A 15,483-nucleotide genomic window follows, 5' to 3' on the forward strand; every position below is an offset into this window, starting at 1 on the left:
ATAGCACTACCGTGGTGGTCGTGGCCGTCTCCAACACCGCGTTGCGCGCCGTCCGCACCGAAATGCGGATGAGCCAGGACGACTACGCCCGCGCGCCGGAAGTCGTCACCGGGCTACCCATCTCGCTCCTGGGCTTCGCCGCAGTGCCCAACGGGCACGTCACCGACGACGACCACGGCGGCCACGACCTGACCTCTTCCGTGTCCGACCTGGCCACGCCCACACCGACGGCCAAGCCCACCTCGGCCCACCGGTCGTACGAGGGCGTGTGGCTCAGCCGCTACCAGTTCTACTCCAGCGGGCGGGGAGACTCCTTCGCCGGACAACACTTCGTCGTGCTGCTCCAGCACGGCGACAGGCTGACCGCGCGCAGCCTGCCCGGTTCGGCGTCATCGTCGCTCTCGCTCGACCTGAGCGTGGACGGTGTCGTCGTCACCGGCACCTGGGTCGAGCAGACCGACCCCCCCGGCTACTACCGGGGCGCCCGATACCACGGGGCAATCCAACTCATCGCTGAGCCCACCGGCCGACGGATGGCCGGGAAGTGGATCGGCTTCGGCAAGGACATGGACGTCAACACCGGTCCATGGGAGCTTGTCTTCCAGGACGCGTCGACATCCAAGGCGACGCTCGATCGCTACAACACGCGAGCGATGTAGCGCGGCTCCGTGGGAGGGTCCACACCACACCCGTCCACCCCGGACGTCCGTCCGGCCAGGTGCGCCCCTCGCTGACTTTCTGCTGACCTGTTGCGCGTCGACAGCCTCCCGTGCCCGGTCCTGCCCCGCCGGCGGCGTCGATCGTCCGATCCCGCGTGGCTGCGCGAACGGGGCCCGATGATCCGTCTGGCATTCACCGCCGAGCACAAGGACCACGGAGATGGCACCTGTTCTGCGAGATCGACCCGGGGGACGCCGCGCCATTCGGTCACAGCGGTGACGGGTCGTCGCGCAACCGGCTGTAGAGCCATCCGTCCCGCCAGGCGCCGGCCCGGAACTCGCAGGCCCGCAGGACCCCCTCCAACTGGAAGCCGGCCTTCTCCAGCGAACGCTGCTCGGCGGCGTTCTCGGCATGGGTGCCGGCCTGGATGCGCTGCGCCGGGGTGTGGCTGAACAGGTAGTCGCAGAGCAGCGCCTGGGCCCGCCAGCCGAGCCCTCGACCGCGCCACTCGGGCAGCAGCACGATGCCGATCTCCCAGTACGGCGCCCGCCCGCCGCCCTGGCGCTGCTGGTAGCTGAGGTAACCCGCCGGAACGTCCGGGGGATCGACCTGGACGATCAGGCCGCCGACCTGCTCGCCGAGATAGCCGTCCTCGGCGAAGCGGCGGGCCGGAGCGGCGGCGTCCCGGAAGCCGGCCCAGTCGAGCCCGATCAGCCCGGGTTCGACCGCGAACCGGCGCAGCATCGCCAGATCGTCCTCGGCCACCGGACGCAGTCGTACGGTCGAACCAGGCACCTCGTGCACGACGCCGACCACCGGCGGATGGGAGCTGTCCATCCTCCGCACCGTAGTGACGGCCCGAACCGCCCGCTGCCCCGCGCAGCGATTCCGCGAGGTGACCACGCCGGGGCCGGGGGTACCGCAGTACACGGCGCAGCCGGCGGCGCGGTCGGGAAGGGCGGTCAGCCGGCGGTGCGGTCGAGCAGTTGCAGCAGCTCGTGCGCAGCCAGCTCGACATCCTTGTGGCGCCACTCGGCGGCACGGTAGACGCAGGCGATGAGCCCGGAGCGGTGGACCCGGCGGAAGTCGCCGTAGGCGAAGGCGTAGCGCCCCTTCGTCTCCTCGCTCGCCCCGTCCGTGCAGGCGAGGAACCACTCGCCGTACTCGGTCCACGAGTGCGCGTCGAGGTAGGCGTTCTCGTCGCTCGCCCGGGGTTGCACGGCACCCCAGTCGCTGTCGAGAACGTACTGCCGGGCTTCGATGAGCCGCCGAGCGCGGGCGACGGCCGCGTTGTTCACCGAGTACGACGCCATGGCCGTCAGGATTCCCCGGAACGCGACCTGCTACGCCTCATCGAGCCGACGCGTTCGAGCCCACTGTCCGACCGGGTGGGGCCAACTCCGGCTTGGTGGCGAACTCCAATGGGTGGCCGGCCGTACCCACCGCAGGCCCAGGCGATCGCGGATTGGTGGACCCGACTGCCGCCGCAACTCCTCGCCGCGGCCCGCCGCTGAACGACGGTGGCCCGGCGGTGCCGCCGATCCGCTCTGCCGGACCGACGGGACAACCGGTCGCGGCCCCACCGAAGCCGGGTGCGGTCTCGCGGTACGGCCCGGGTCCGGGCCCCGGAACCGAGCGGCGGGTTACGCTGCCCCGGTGGCGCCGGACAAGTGGGCACAGTGGCTCCTGACCCGCCGGGACGGAGACAGCGTGGGGCTGCGCGCCCGCCACGCGCGGGATCTGGCGGCGTTCCGTGACGGCGTCCTGGACGGAGCCGCCCTGGCGGCCGACGACGTGGTCCTCGACGTGGGCTGCGGGACCGGGCTGATCGGGTTCGGCGCGCTGGATCGACTCGGCCCGGCCGGTCACGTCATCTTCAGCGATGTGTCGCCTGATGTGCTCGACGAGTGCCGGCGCACCGCCGGCGGTGACGGGCGGTGCAGCTTCGTGGTCGCGCCGGCCGATGACCTCACCGGCATCGCGGACGCATCCGTCGACGTCGTGACCACCCGGTCGGTGCTCATCTATACCGACCGCAAGGCCGCCGCCTTCGCGGAGTTCCTCCGGGTCCTGCGGCCGGGCGGACGGATCTCCCTGTTCGAGCCCATCAACCGCTTCGCGGAACGGCTCCGGCCGGATGATCCGTTCGGCACCGGCAACTCGCCCGTGCACGACCTGGTCGCCAAGGTCGGCGACGTCTACCGGAGCGGGGAAGCCACGCGACCGATGATGGACTTCGACGAACGTGACCTGGTCGACTGGGCGACGGCCGCCGGCTTCGAGGCGGTGGAACTGGACTACCGCGCCCGGGTCGACGTGCCCGGCGACCCGATCGAGGACTGGGAGGCACTCAAGCGCGTGGCGCCCAACCCCCTGGTCCCCACGTACGGCGAAGCGATCGCCGCCGCCCTGACCGACGACGAGCGCGCACGTCTCGACACGTACATGACCGCCCTGGTCGCGGCCGGCACGCCCACCCGGCGCACGATGGCGACGGCGTTCCTCCGGGCCCGACGTCCACACCCCGCGACGGCACGGCGTCGAGCAGCACCGGGAGTGGGCACCTAGCAGAGGGGACGACGTGAGCAGCAGGTACGTCATCATTACCGGCGGCCCCGGAGCCGGCAAGACCACGCTGATCGACAGCTTGCGGCGTGCCGGTCACGCCTGCGTCGACGAAGCGGGGCGACAGATCATCCAGGACCAGCTGTCGATCGGCGGCCAGGCGCTGCACACCGGGGACTCACGACTGTTCGCCGAGGTCATGCTCAGCTGGGAGATCCGCTCCTACCGCCAAGCCAGCCGGCATCCCGGACCCGTCTTCTTCGACCGCGGAATCCCGGACCTCGTCGGCTACCACCTCCTGCTCGGCCAGCCCGTCCCCGCGCACGTGACAGCCGCAGCACGGCTGTTCCGCTATCACCAGCGTGTGTTCGTCGCCCCGCCCTGGCCGCGGATCTACACCACCGACAGCGAACGAGACCAAGACTTCGCCGAAGCCGTGCGTACCCATGACGCGGTGGTCGCCGCCTACACCCAACACGGCTACGAACTTCACACCCTGCCCCGGAGCGACGTCGCCTCACGCGTCACGTTCATCCGACGGCACACCGCAGCCATCGATCACGGAGCTACCGGTCGACCCGTCTGAGCTGCCCCGAGTGACGAGACCTCCCGTAGCCTCGGCGAGGATCTCGTGGAGGCTGCGCTCCGCCGGACGACCGGCGCGGCCGCCGCGGCCCCGACCACCCACCTGGTGCACTGCGCGCTGGACACCCCGCCGACGGCGCCGGTCGGCCGGCCGTCCGCGACCGGCGCCGGCCGTCGGCCCGGCAGCCGCCGCTGGTGAGCTTCCGCGGTACGCGCGCCTTCGCGGCGGACGCGGACGCTGACCTCGGAATCGGCGCCTCGCCTCCGGAGCCGTTCACCCTCCGGCGTCGGCGTCGGTGAGCAGTCGGGCTGCCAGCGCCCGCACCTCGTCCTTGAGTGTGTCCGGTCGGTCGATCGTGAAGGACCAGCCGAGCCCGGCGAGCATCTGTGCCGCACCGTCGAGCCGTTCGACCCGGGCGGTGAGGCGTACGCCGTCGGGCACCTCGGTGAGCGTGCCGACCGACGGTGGGATCCGTCGCTGCGCCTGCCCCAGGCTGGTGTGCAGCACCACGGACATGTCGTGCGCGTACGGCACGGCCGCCAGACCGGCGAGGACCCGCGCGGTGGGGTCGAAGCCGGCCGGGATGTCGAACCGGCCCTGGGCGGGGCGGGCCGCCCCGATGCGGTCGAGCCGGAACGTGCGGACGGCCCGGCGGTCGTGGTCGTGACCGGTGACGTACCACCGGCCGGCGTGGAAGACCAGCCCGTACGGGTCGAGCTGCCGCTCACCGGCCCGGCCGCGCCAACTGGTGTAGGTGATGCTCACCGGTTGCTGATGTCGGGCCGCTTCGGCGAGCACCAGCAGCACCTCGATGCCGGGCGGGGCGGGCTTCCGGACCGGTGCGGTGAAGTCCACGGTGTCCAACAGCGAGTCGATCCGCCGGGCGAGGACGGCCGGCAGTACCCGGCGGATCTTCGCGGTCGCGCTCTCGGCGGCCGCGCCTTCGGCGGTGACCAGCCCCGCCCGGGTCGCGGCGACGAGCCCGAGCATGACGGCGACCGCCTCCTCGTCGGTGAGCATGAGTGGTGGCAGCTTGTATCCGGGCGCGAGCCGGTACCCGCCGTAGCGACCGCGCCGGGCCTCGACCGGGATGCCCAGGTCGGCGAGGTGCGCGGCGTAGCGGCGGACCGTGCGCTCGTCGACGCCCAGCCGACCGGCCAGGTCAGCGACGGTGAAGCCGCCGCCGGCCTGGAGGATCTCCAGCAACGCCAGGACACGCGCGGTGGGCCGGGCCAAAAACCTGACTCCTTATCCGGGCGGAATCTGTCCGGTATTGATCGTAGCGTGGACCGCATGACGACCTTCGTACTGGTTCCCGGGTTCTGGCTCGGCGCGTGGGCCTGGCGCCCGGTCACCGCCGCGCTGCGTGGCCACGGCCACGAGGTGTACCCGCTGAGCCTGACCGGCATGGGCGAGCGCGCCCACCTGGCCCGCCCGGACACCGACCTCGACGTCCACGTCACCGACGTGGTCAACCTGCTGCGCTACGAGGACTTGCACGACGTGGTCCTCGTCGGGCACAGCTACGCCGGCGCGGTCGTGACGACCGCCGCCGCCGACCGCATGACCGACCGGATAGCCCAACTGGTCTTCGTCGACACCGGCCCCCTGCCCGACGGGGCGGCGAACGACGACTTCAACCCACCCCGGGAGCGTGCACGCAACGCGGCGGTGGTGGCCGAACACGGCGACGGCTGGCGGCTGCCACCCCCGCCCTGGGCCGACCTGGCGGCGGGCGCAGCAGACGTGGATGAATCGGTCGTCGCGCTGCTCGGCGAGCGGGCGGTGGCCCAACCGTGGGCGACCGCCACCAGCCCGGTGCGGCTCACCGGGGCGTGGGAGAAGCTGCCCCGCCTCGGCGTGCTGTCGAGTTTCACCGTCGAGCAGGCACGCGGGATGGCCGCCACCGTGCCGCTGTGCCGGCACATGGGCGGCGACTCGTGGCGGTACGAGGAACTGCCGACGTGGCACTGGCCGATGCTCAGCCGACCGGCCGAGCTGGCCCGGATCCTGCACCAGGCCAGACCGACGGCATAGCCCGCGGCACCGTCACATTCGCCGAGGTTCTAGACCGGGACGAAGGTGGCGGCCAACACCCGCCAGTTGCCGTCCGCACGCACCCACAGCCGGGTGTAGCGCAGCCGCGCGGACAAAACGACACCGCCCTGGACGGCATCCACCGCGGCGACCGTGCGGGTCACCCCCGTCTCGGCGTCCTCCTGGACGTCGAGCGACTCCTCCACCAGGCTGGTGATGCGCAGGGCCCCCGAGCGGTAACCATCCAGGTCGTCCCCCTTCGTGAAGACCGAGCCGTCCGGCCCGGCACCCACGACCCTGGGGTGCAGAAGCGCGTCGAGGGCCTCGACATCACCGGCGCGCTGAGCGGCTTGGAGCTGCCGTTCCGCAGTATGGAGATCCATCCGCCGATCCTCTCCAGCGCACCACCGCAGGACAAGCGGATTCGCTCGCGGCAGAACCGCGGTCGCCGTGCCCGAATACCCAGGGGGGGTATATGGTGATGGTGAGGAGGCGACACGATGTCCCACGACACGCATCAACACGGTGACCACCCGGCGACTGCGGGCCACGCGGCGCACGGCACGTCCGGGCACGACAAGCACGCCGGGCACGATCCGGAGGCGTTCCGTCGTAAGTTCTGGCTGAGCCTTGCGTTGACCGTGCCGATCGTGGCGACCAGTCACATGGTGATGGACTGGTTCGGCTACCGGCTCGACTTTCCCGGCATTGCCCTGGTCGGGCCGGTGCTGGGCACGGTGGTGTTCGGCTACGGCGGTTGGCCGTTCCTGCAGGGCGCGGTGCGGGAGGTACGGGACCGGGCGCCGGGGATGATGCTGCTGATCGCGATGGCGATCACGGTGGCCTACGTGGCGTCGCTGGCCACCGCGCTGGGCGCGTTCGACCTGGACTTCTGGTGGGAGTTGGCCGCCCTGGTGACCATCATGCTGCTCGGTCACTGGCAGGAGATGAAGGCGATCGGTCAGGCGCAGGGGGCGCTGGCGGCCCTTGCCGCGCTGTTGCCCGACGACGCCGAACGCATCGGCGATGACGGAGAGCCACGCCAGGTGTCGGTGTCCGACCTGCGACTGGGCGACGTGGTGCTGGTCCGGCCGGGCGGGCGGGTGCCGGCCGACGGGCAGGTGGTCGACGGCGGCGCCGAACTGGACGAGTCGATGATCACCGGAGAGTCCCGGCCGGTCACCCGGGGCGTCGGGGACCGGGTGGTGGCCGGCACGGTGGCCACCGACGCGGCGATCCGGGTCCGGGTGGACGCGGTCGGCGAGGACACCGCGCTGGCGGGAATCCAGCGGCTGGTCGCCCAGGCGCAGCAGTCCAGCGGGCGGGCACAGGTGCTCGCCGACCGGTTCGCCGCCTGGCTGTTCTACATCGCCACCGCCGTCGCCGTGGTCACTCTCGTCGTGTGGACCCTGATCGGGAACCTCGACGAGGCGGTGGTCCGCACTGTGACGGTGCTGGTGATCGCGTGCCCGCACGCGCTCGGCCTGGCGATCCCGCTGGTCATCGCCCTGTCCACCGCCGTGGCGGCCAAGGGCGGCATCCTGGTCAAGGACCGGCTCGCCCTGGAGCGGATGCGCACCGTGGACGCGGTGCTGTTCGACAAGACCGGCACCCTGACCCGCGGCGAGCACGCGGTGACCGGGGTCGCCGGAGCCTGCGGCGCCACCGACGACGACGTGCTCGCCATCTCCGCCGCGGTCGAGGCCGACAGCGAGCACCCCCTGGCGCGGGCCATCGTCGCCGCCGCGCAGCAACGGAAGCTGTCCCGGCGCGCGTCGGGATTCCGGTCCCTGACCGGTCGGGGGGTGCGGGCTGAGGTCGACGGCGTCGAGTACGCGGTCGGCGGTCCGGCGCTGCTGCGGGAACTGGACCCGGCGGTGCCCGACGATCTGACCCGCCGCCAGCGGGAGTGGTCCGACCGGGGGGCGGCGGTGCTGCACCTGCTGCGCCTCGACGACGGTCGGGCCGCCGCGGTCGGCGCTCTCGCGTTGGAGGACGAGGTCCGCCCGGAGGCCCGGCAGGCGATCGCCGACCTGCGCGAGCAGGGGGTACGGAAGATCGTGATGATCACCGGGGATGCGCGGCCGGTCGCCGACGCGGTCGCCGCCGATCTCGGCTTCCGAGCCGGTGAGGACGAGGTGTACGCCGAGGTGCTGCCCGCCGACAAGGACGACGCGGTGGCGGACCTACAGCGGCGGGGCCTGCGGGTGGCGATGGTCGGTGACGGGGTGAACGACGCCCCGGCGCTGGCCCGGGCGGACGTCGGCATCGCCATCGGTGCCGGCACCGATGTGGCCATCGAGTCCGCCGGGGTGGTGCTGGCCTCGTCCGACCCGCGTGGGGTGACCGGGGTGATCGCTCTGTCCCGGGCCTCGTACCGCAAGATGACCCAGAACCTGGCCTGGGCCGCCGGCTACAACGTCGTCGCGCTTCCTCTCGCGGCGGGCGCGCTGGCGTGGGCCGGGGTGACGCTCAGTCCGGCCGTCGGCGCGGTGCTGATGTCGGCCTCGACGATCGTGGTGGCGCTCAACGCCCAGTTGCTGCGCCGGGTGCGGCTACGACCGCAGGACCAGGGGTGACCCGTTGTCGCGGTACGCGAGACCGGGTGACGGTAACGTGATGGCCGTGACCGGTGTGTCGGCGCCGCGGGGCGGATGGGTCGTCCGCTTCCTGCTGCTGGCCGCCACCCTGATCGGGCTCGCGGCGATGCACAGCCTGGGTCACCAGTTGGCGATGACCGGCGGCCACGCCGGGCACGGCATGCGCCCGGGCGCGCATCCCGCGACGGTACCGGCAGCGGACCAGACGGGCGGCGCTGCCGCGATGAGCATCGCCGTCCCGAGCGGGTGCGCCGGCGACGGGTGCCCCAGGCTGGCCGCCGCGCCGAACGGTACGCCGGGACACCTGCCGGGCTGGGCCGTGTGCCTCGCGGTGATCGGCGCGTTCGGGACGGCGCTGGCGCTCGCCGCGGCGCTGTTGGTGATGCGGACAATTTCCGCGCCCGGCCGTCTGCGCTGGTCGTCGCCGGCCGCCTCCCGGGGACCGCCCGCGCTGCCCCGGCTGGGTCAACGCGTCGCCGCGGTGTCGGTGCTGCGCGTATAGGAGCGATTCCGCCGCGACATCCCCAGGGGTGTCCGCGCGATCGCTTCCGCGCACGTTCACCGACTCCGAAAGGCTCACCTCGTCATGACCCGCACCATCCTGCGCCGTGCCCTCGTGGCCGGCGTCAGCCTCACCACCGCCGCCGTCGTCCTGACCGGCTGCGGCAGCGACGACCACAGTGCGGCCGGCGGCGGCCACAGCTCGCCCACCGCCACCGTCGCGTCCGATGCCGCGTCCGCCTCGGCGCACAACGCGGCGGACGTGATGTTCGCGCAGATGATGATCCCGCACCACCAGCAGGCCGTGGCCATGGCCGACCTGGCCGCCACCCGAGCCACCGACCCGCAGGTCAAGCAGCTCGCCGCCCAGATCAAGGACGCCCAGGCGCCGGAGATCGCCACGATGAGCGGCTGGCTGCGCGCCTGGGGCGCGCCCGTGCCGCCCGGAAGCGGCAGCGCCGCCCCCGGCAGTGGCATGCCCGGCACGGATCACGGCAACAGCGGCATGCCGGGCATGGGCCACGGTGACAGCGCCAGCCCGACCAGCTCCGGGATGCCGGGAATGGATCACGGCATGCCGGGGATGATGTCCGACGTCGACATGGCCCGGCTGGCGGCGGCCTCGGGGCGGGATTTCGACAAGCAGTTCCTCACCATGATGATCGCCCACCACGAGGGCGCGATCACCATGGCCCGGACCGGGGCCGCCCAGGGCGCCAACAGCGACGCGAAGGCCCTCGCCGAGCGGATCAGCACCACCCAGCGGGCCGAGATCGACACGATGAAGTCCATCCTGGCCCGGATCTGACCGGGAGCGCGGTGGCCGGGTCCGCGTGGGCGCCCGGTCACCGCGCCGGTTCAGGCCAGGTACCCGAGGTTGATCATCATGCCGGTCTCGGCGTGGTACGGGTTGTGGCAGTGGGTCATCAGCCGCCCGCCTCCTGATCCATTTTGGATGACCTGCATCAATGCGATAACTGCGACGGACGCCGCCGCACTTCACAAGCCGAGGTGGCGGTTGGATCAAGCGCATAAGTGATCTACCATGACTTCAGCCAAGCGCTGACCGAGGCCAACTCTGATAAAAATTGATGACATCGATATTAATTCACACTGCTTGCTTGGCGTAATGTCGGGAGTAACACCGCTTTACCCATCTCAGTCAAGCAGGTCAATGTTTGCTCGCTTGGCGACATCTTCCTCCAACTGTCATCCGGCGCATTTTGATGACTGCTTTCCCGCTTCTCCGTCGTATCTTTCTGTCTCCCCCACACCCCACCCGGAGAGGCAGGGAGAATGTCCCGGAGACTGCTGAGCAGCCTCGCGCTGGTCACCGCGTTGTCCGCGGTGACGCTCACCACCGCGGGCGCCGCCCAGGCGAAGCCCGACACGTCCCACCAGGGCGTCGTCGGCGTCGTCGCGCAACTGAGCCCCGAGGTCGCCCGCACCGCCCACGGCACCGGCGTCGACGCCCGCGCCGCCGCGCTGGCCGCCTACTGGACCCCGGATCGGATGCGCGCGGCGCTGCCGGAAAGCGAGATCCCGGCGGTGAAGAACGCCCGCCTCGGCCAGGTCACCGGCGCTGCGAGCCGTCCGCAGGGCGCGGCGGGCCGCGTGGCGCCGGCTCCGCCCGTGACCAAGCCCCGAGCTGACCTGCCCGAGATGGGCACCAACGCCTACGATCCGGCATACCCGGTCGGACACCCGACCGCCCGGACCACCGGCAAGGTCTTCTTCACGCTCAGCGGCCTCAACTACGTCTGCTCGGCCGCGGTCGTGAACACCGAGGGCAAGTCCTCGGTGTGGAGCGCCGGGCACTGCATGACCGGCAACCTCCAGTGGGCCACGAACTGGGCCTTCGTCCCGAACTACGTCAACGGCTCGGCGCCGTACGGCTACTGGTACGCCACCGGGCTCTGGACCACCAGCGCCTGGTACAACAACAACGCCGACTTCGCCAACGACGTCGGCTCGGCGGTCATCGGACGGGTCAACGGCTGGCGGATCACCGACTACCTCGGTGGCCAGGGCATCGCCTGGAACCAGGCGGTCGGCCAGTACGACTACGCCTTCGGATACCCGCAGGCCTCCCCGTTCAACGGGCAGACCCTCTGGGCCGAGAACGGCCCGACCTACGACGGTGGCGGCGGCACCATCTACATGACGAACTACATGACCGGTGGCTCCTCGGGTGGCCCCTGGCTCATGGCGTTCGACGGCAACTGGGGCCTCATCAACGGGCACAACGACTTCAAGTACAACAACCTTCCGCAGTACATGTACTCGCCGTACTACGGCAACCAGGTGGCGGGCCTCTACAACACCGTTCGCAACATCTCTTCCTGATCCTGCCGGAACTGCCCGCCGGGTGCGTCGTCACGCGCCCGGCGGGCTGCCGTCACCACCAGGCGAAACACTCCTCGATCGCGGTGGCACAGGTGGTCGCGTGGGCCGGGCCGGCTATCCGGGCCAGCCGCGATGCCGCGACGTCGAGCATTTCCATGAACGCGGCCCGGTTGTTCTCCGGCAGCATCCGGCGCAGAAACGCGAGCAGCTCGACGTCGCCGACGCCGGGTGCGGCAGCGGCCAGCCCGACCATCACCGGCGCCACCTTCGTCTGCTCGTCCGGCTGGAACTGTCGCATGGCCTCCTCGAGCGCCTCTGGCCGTAGTCCGGGCCCGACTGCCGCCACGGCGGAGGGCCTGAGCCACCATGCCGTGCGGGCAAGGACGGCGGCCCGGTCAAGGATCTTTCCGGCGTCCAGTCCGGGCGCTTCGTCGGTCAGCCGGGCGATGACGGCGAGGTCCGGTTCGTCGTAGCTGGACGGCTGGGGGGTGTCGGTCGTGGGCGGCGGCGAGTTCCGGAACGCGGCCAGCGAGACCGGGCTGGGCTTCTGCGGCTCCATCACCCGGTTGATCGCGTCGGACAGCAAGGTACGGCGCCGCACCGGGTCGGTGATCCGGGGAACGACAGCCGCCGCCACAGCCGGATCGTCATGCGCCTGCCGCAGCACGGCATCGAGATGTTTCTCCGGTACGGCCGACGCGAGTACGGCCAGCTCGACCGGGCCAGCCGAAGCGATCAGGACCGGCAGGTGCCGGTCCGGCAGGACCGCCGCAGCCTGCGCGAGACGGGGCAGGGGCAGCGGGAAGTGATGGGAACCCCCGCGGGTCGAGGCGGCGACCCGGCTGACCGCCTCGTCGAGGATGTCGTCCGGCAGCAGGTCCGCGACGCAGACCAGGCGTTCGGCAAGTATCTGCTGGCGGGCCATGACGTCGTTCCAGTCCGCGGTGTGCCCGGACGCCATGGCCATTTCCTCTTCCACGGCTTCGGTGATATCCATGCTCCCTCGGTCGTTGCGGATCCGATCGAACAACGCCGGGTGCAGGGCGGGTGGCACCAGCCGGAGCAGATCCGGCGCGATCTTGAGGCTTGCTTCCTCATTCCCGTACGCCGTCAGCAATTTTCGGCACCGTTGGGAACGCTCGTTCTCGTTCAACAGAACGGTCAGCGTGGCGCGCGCCGTGCTCCGGGCCGGCTCGGAGAGGTTTCCCGTGCGGTGATACGCCGCCAGCACCTCGGGCCGTGCCGCGGCCGGCAGAAGCTCCTTCAGTTCGCGTAACGCGTCGATCGACAGTTCGGCCAGGTTGAGCCGTGGACGGAGTAGTCGCGCCGGGTCCGGGGCAGCCTCCACGAGGATCGGTATCAGGGCGCCGAGATAGCCGAAGTCGCTGCCGAGCGCCTCTGCGGTGGCCGTTCGGCGCTCGGGCAGTGGCAGGTGCGGCAGCACGACGGCACGTATCCAGGGACCGAAGTCGTGGTCCCTGATCCGGCACGCGGCCTCCCAGACGCGGTCCAGCAGCGCGGGTGGTGCGACCGCGGCGATCTGGCCCAGCGCCGCCGCGATGTCCCAGGCGTTCGCGTAGGTCACCGGGATGGCGTTCGCCGACACCAGGGCTTCGGCGACCAGGCTGGGACGATCAGGCTCCGGGACGTATGGGCAGAGCCCGGCGAGGGCGCGGGCGCGGTCGGTCGGCTGCGTCATCCAGCGCACCAGCGTGGCCGCCCGGAACAGTCCCCACAGACCTTCGCCGACGAGCGCGCCGGGCAGTGCGGCGGGGATGCGGTTGGCGATGTCGTGCACGCTGACCTGGATGAGCCGGTAGCGCAGTTCCTCGGGCAGGCGCTGCGGCGGCTGGCCGGCGGCGAGCGCGGTGTCGACGGCCCGGACGGCATCGTCCAGCGCCGAGCCCACGTCGAGAAGGTAGGTGTCGCCGGACGCCGCTGCCAGGTGCGTGGCGTACCAGAGGTTCGCCGGCCGGCCGTCCGCATCGGTGCTGCCGCGGGCGAGAAGGTCGTGGACTTCGGACATCCGGCCGGACGCTGCCAGGTGCCGGACCAGATGCCGGGTCACATAGCCGTCGCCGAACGAGACAGGTGCCACCTGACAGGCGTCGGCACACCGGCTGTGCGCCTGCCGGACCGCGTCGGTCAGCTCCGCCGCGACGACCTCCCGGTCGTCCGGCGTGGGACCGGCGGGCAGGCGCCCGTTGAGGAACTGTCGGAGGCTGACGTGATAGATGCGGTAGGCCCGGGGCCGGCCGGCAACAGTGAGGAACGGGCGGAGCGGGCCGTCGCAGAACCGTCGGACGGCAGCCACATCGCCGTCCGTCAGATCCGCGACGGCCTGGGCGGTGATCGGCTCGTCGACGGCGGTGAGCACGCCGAGGATCGGGAGACGGTGCTCCCAGGGGCGTCCTGCCCGCCAACGGTGAAGCTGACGCAGATAGTAATCCCATAGGGTGCCGGGCAGATCATCGATATCGTCGAAGCCACGCAGCCCGAGCTTGATCTCGGCCAGCAGGTAGCGCAGATATATCCAGATGCCCTGGCAGGCGACGGCCAGGCGGTCGATGAACTGCTGACGGTCCACACCGGCGGCGTCGAGGGCGTGCCGAAGCGGTGGCTCCCGCACCGCCCGGTCGAGGAAGGTTCGTAGGTCAGCACGGTTACGCTCGTCCTGAGCCGCGATGGTCAAGGTGGTGTGCGCGCTGTCGGCAACGGCGGGTGGGTATCCCGTGCGGTAGGTGCCGATGACGAAGACGCCTTCAGGTAACACCGCGGGCAGGCCCAGCGGGAGTTGGTCGGCGTCCCCGTCCAGTTCGTCGAGCCCGTCGATCACCAGGACGATCCGCTCACCGGTGGCGGCCAGGCGGCTCGCGGCCGAGGCCAGGAACACACCGAAACCCTCCGGCGTCGTCGCCCAGGCCGGGACAATGCCGGCGGCCGCGAGGCCGGTGTGCGGAAACCGCCGGAGTACCTGCGCGGCCAGGTTCTGCCGCGCCACGGCGCTACGGCCGGAGCTCTGCCGCGCGAAGTGACACAGCCAGCCTCGGTCCGACACGAGCCGGGCTGCCAGCGCCGACTTACCCACCCCGGCATCGGCCTCGAGCCAGAAGTAGCCGCAGGCATGGCGCCGCAGGAAGTCATCGAGTTCGACGACCAGCCACTCCCGCCCGACAAACCGATCGGTCTCCAGGTCGGCGAAGATCGGGGCGGGATCGAGAAAGGCGACCTCGATCGGCAGGTCGGGAACGGTCGTCGCGTAGGTGGTGATGGTGCTGTTGACGACATCTCCGGCGACGGCGACCGAACCGGCACCGGACGCGTGGGCGATACGCGCTGGTTCGGTCACGACCCCTCATCGACGATCTTGCCGGTTGCCTGAATCTCGCCTGCGGCGTCGCGGCCGATCGCCACCGCGCCCGGCCCACGCGCGGTGGTGCCGTCGTGCGGCGTCGGTTCCGGTGGCGCCACCGGACCGGAACCGTTGGTGACGATGCGAGCGCCGCGGGTCAGCGAACCGCCGACCGACACCGCGGCCGGGCCGGACGCCACCACCGGCCCGGTGGCCGACTCGGACACCTCGGGCGGCTCGTCCGTGGCGTGTTCACCTGAGGTGAGCCACATCTGCAGTCCGGCGGCGGACGCCACCGCGACACCCAGAGCGACGCCCCACGCCCAACCGCCGCTGTCGGTCACCACATTCGTCGCCACCCCGGCCACCGCGGTGACCACCACCAACAGCCCTGCGGAGCCGATCCGTCGCTGTGCGAGTGCCATGGAAACCCCTTTCCCACCCACAATCACATCTCGAGCTGGCCCGTCCTTCGCCACGACACCACTGTGCAGGGTTCTCGCCAGTCGATGCCGTGGAAACCGCCCGCACCAATTCTGCCGCCCCCAGCGACCCGGCCAGATCATCGGGCGCCTTCGGGGCATGCGCCGAAGGTGATCGTGGCGAACTGATGCGGCGCGCTGCTTTCTCGCCTAAGCTGCGTCACGTAAACATCGATGTTTATCAATGAGATGCGTCGGCGGCCGAGGCCAGCTCACTGGCGACCACGGGCCTCGCATTCACCAACCCCGATGGGAGTACCCGATGACCTGGCGTCCAACCATCGCCGCACTCACCGGCCTGTGCCTCGCTCTCACCACCGCACCAGGCCCCGCCGGTGCCGCACTCCCGGCACC

The 15,483-nt window shown here is 71.2% G+C and carries 15 protein-coding genes; 9 read left to right on the top strand and 6 right to left on the bottom strand.

Going from position 1 to position 15,483, the window contains the following annotated elements; translation table 11 throughout:
* Positions 1 to 11: 11 nt before the first annotated feature.
* Positions 12 to 659 (top strand): XRE family transcriptional regulator, encoded by a 648-nt coding sequence (locus ACLQ2W_RS17355; RefSeq protein ID WP_425787320.1) that lies wholly within the window; start codon positions 12 to 14, stop codon positions 657 to 659.
* 268 nt (positions 660 to 927) lie between these two features.
* Here ACLQ2W_RS17355 and ACLQ2W_RS17360 read toward each other — a convergent pair whose 3' ends face one another.
* Together ACLQ2W_RS17360 and ACLQ2W_RS17365 are read right to left on the bottom strand one after the other, a co-directional pair.
* Positions 928 to 1,497: a GNAT family N-acetyltransferase gene (locus ACLQ2W_RS17360; protein ID WP_425787321.1), complete on the bottom strand. Its 570-nt coding sequence runs from the start codon at positions 1,495 to 1,497 to the stop codon at positions 928 to 930.
* 125 nt (positions 1,498 to 1,622) lie between these two features.
* A complete protein-coding gene (locus ACLQ2W_RS17365) occupies positions 1,623 to 1,973 on the bottom strand; it encodes a hypothetical protein (protein WP_405093262.1) in 351 nt (116 codons plus the stop codon).
* Between the two features lie 343 nt (positions 1,974 to 2,316).
* On the opposite strand from ACLQ2W_RS17365, the gene ACLQ2W_RS17370 reads away from it, so the two are divergent.
* From ACLQ2W_RS17370 to ACLQ2W_RS17380, 3 genes are read left to right on the top strand one after another with little or no spacing between them, the layout of a single operon-like run.
* Positions 2,317 to 3,228: a class I SAM-dependent methyltransferase gene (locus tag ACLQ2W_RS17370; protein ID WP_425787322.1), complete on the top strand. Its 912-nt coding sequence runs from the start codon at positions 2,317 to 2,319 to the stop codon at positions 3,226 to 3,228.
* Between the two features lie 13 nt (positions 3,229 to 3,241).
* The gene (locus tag ACLQ2W_RS17375) at positions 3,242 to 3,811 is read left to right on the top strand and encodes an AAA family ATPase (protein ID WP_425787323.1); all 570 of its coding nucleotides are present in this window, start codon (positions 3,242 to 3,244) and stop codon (positions 3,809 to 3,811) included.
* A gap of 45 nt (positions 3,812 to 3,856) precedes the next feature.
* Positions 3,857 to 4,009 (top strand): hypothetical protein, encoded by a 153-nt coding sequence (locus ACLQ2W_RS17380; RefSeq protein WP_425787324.1) that lies wholly within the window; start codon positions 3,857 to 3,859, stop codon positions 4,007 to 4,009.
* 75 nt (positions 4,010 to 4,084) lie between these two features.
* On the opposite strand, the gene ACLQ2W_RS17385 is transcribed toward ACLQ2W_RS17380, so the two are convergent.
* Positions 4,085 to 5,047 carry a helix-turn-helix transcriptional regulator gene (locus tag ACLQ2W_RS17385; RefSeq protein ID WP_425787325.1) on the bottom strand — a complete coding sequence of 321 codons (963 nt, stop codon included), beginning with the start codon at positions 5,045 to 5,047 and terminating at the stop codon, positions 4,085 to 4,087.
* Positions 5,048 to 5,104: 57 nt separating this feature from the next.
* Between ACLQ2W_RS17385 and ACLQ2W_RS17390 the strand changes: the two genes are divergently transcribed.
* Positions 5,105 to 5,848 (top strand): alpha/beta fold hydrolase, encoded by a 744-nt coding sequence (locus ACLQ2W_RS17390; protein WP_425787326.1) that lies wholly within the window; start codon positions 5,105 to 5,107, stop codon positions 5,846 to 5,848.
* 29 nt (positions 5,849 to 5,877) lie between these two features.
* Here the strand turns inward: ACLQ2W_RS17390 and ACLQ2W_RS17395 are convergent, their stop codons facing one another.
* The gene (locus tag ACLQ2W_RS17395; RefSeq protein WP_425787327.1) at positions 5,878 to 6,231 is read right to left on the bottom strand and encodes a nuclear transport factor 2 family protein; all 354 of its coding nucleotides are present in this window, start codon (positions 6,229 to 6,231) and stop codon (positions 5,878 to 5,880) included.
* Between the two features lie 117 nt (positions 6,232 to 6,348).
* Between ACLQ2W_RS17395 and ACLQ2W_RS17400 the strand changes: the two genes are divergently transcribed.
* From ACLQ2W_RS17400 to ACLQ2W_RS17415, 4 genes are all read left to right on the top strand, one after another.
* A complete protein-coding gene (locus ACLQ2W_RS17400) occupies positions 6,349 to 8,427 on the top strand; it encodes a copper-translocating P-type ATPase (protein WP_425787328.1) in 2,079 nt (692 codons plus the stop codon).
* 46 nt (positions 8,428 to 8,473) lie between these two features.
* A complete protein-coding gene (locus ACLQ2W_RS17405) occupies positions 8,474 to 8,950 on the top strand; it encodes a hypothetical protein (RefSeq protein ID WP_425787329.1) in 477 nt (158 codons plus the stop codon).
* Positions 8,951 to 9,034: 84 nt separating this feature from the next.
* Positions 9,035 to 9,757 carry a DUF305 domain-containing protein gene (locus tag ACLQ2W_RS17410; protein ID WP_425787330.1) on the top strand — a complete coding sequence of 241 codons (723 nt, stop codon included), beginning with the start codon at positions 9,035 to 9,037 and terminating at the stop codon, positions 9,755 to 9,757.
* 488 nt (positions 9,758 to 10,245) lie between these two features.
* On the top strand, positions 10,246 to 11,295 hold the full coding sequence (locus ACLQ2W_RS17415) for a trypsin-like serine peptidase (protein ID WP_425787331.1): 1,050 nt from the start codon (positions 10,246 to 10,248) through the stop codon (positions 11,293 to 11,295).
* Between the two features lie 52 nt (positions 11,296 to 11,347).
* Here the strand turns inward: ACLQ2W_RS17415 and ACLQ2W_RS17420 are convergent, their stop codons facing one another.
* On the bottom strand, positions 11,348 to 14,644 hold the full coding sequence (locus tag ACLQ2W_RS17420) for a hypothetical protein (protein ID WP_425787332.1): 3,297 nt from the start codon (positions 14,642 to 14,644) through the stop codon (positions 11,348 to 11,350).
* Complete coding sequence (locus tag ACLQ2W_RS17425) at positions 14,641 to 15,126, bottom strand: hypothetical protein (protein ID WP_425787333.1); 486 nt, start codon at positions 15,124 to 15,126, stop codon at positions 14,641 to 14,643. Before ACLQ2W_RS17425 ends, ACLQ2W_RS17420 begins: the two co-directional genes overlap by 4 nt.
* Positions 15,127 to 15,483 lie beyond the last annotated feature (357 nt).

The sequence above is a fragment of the Micromonospora sp. DT227 genome (assembly GCF_049841835.1).
In the GTDB taxonomy this organism is placed as follows: Bacteria; Actinomycetota; Actinomycetes; order Mycobacteriales; family Micromonosporaceae; genus Micromonospora.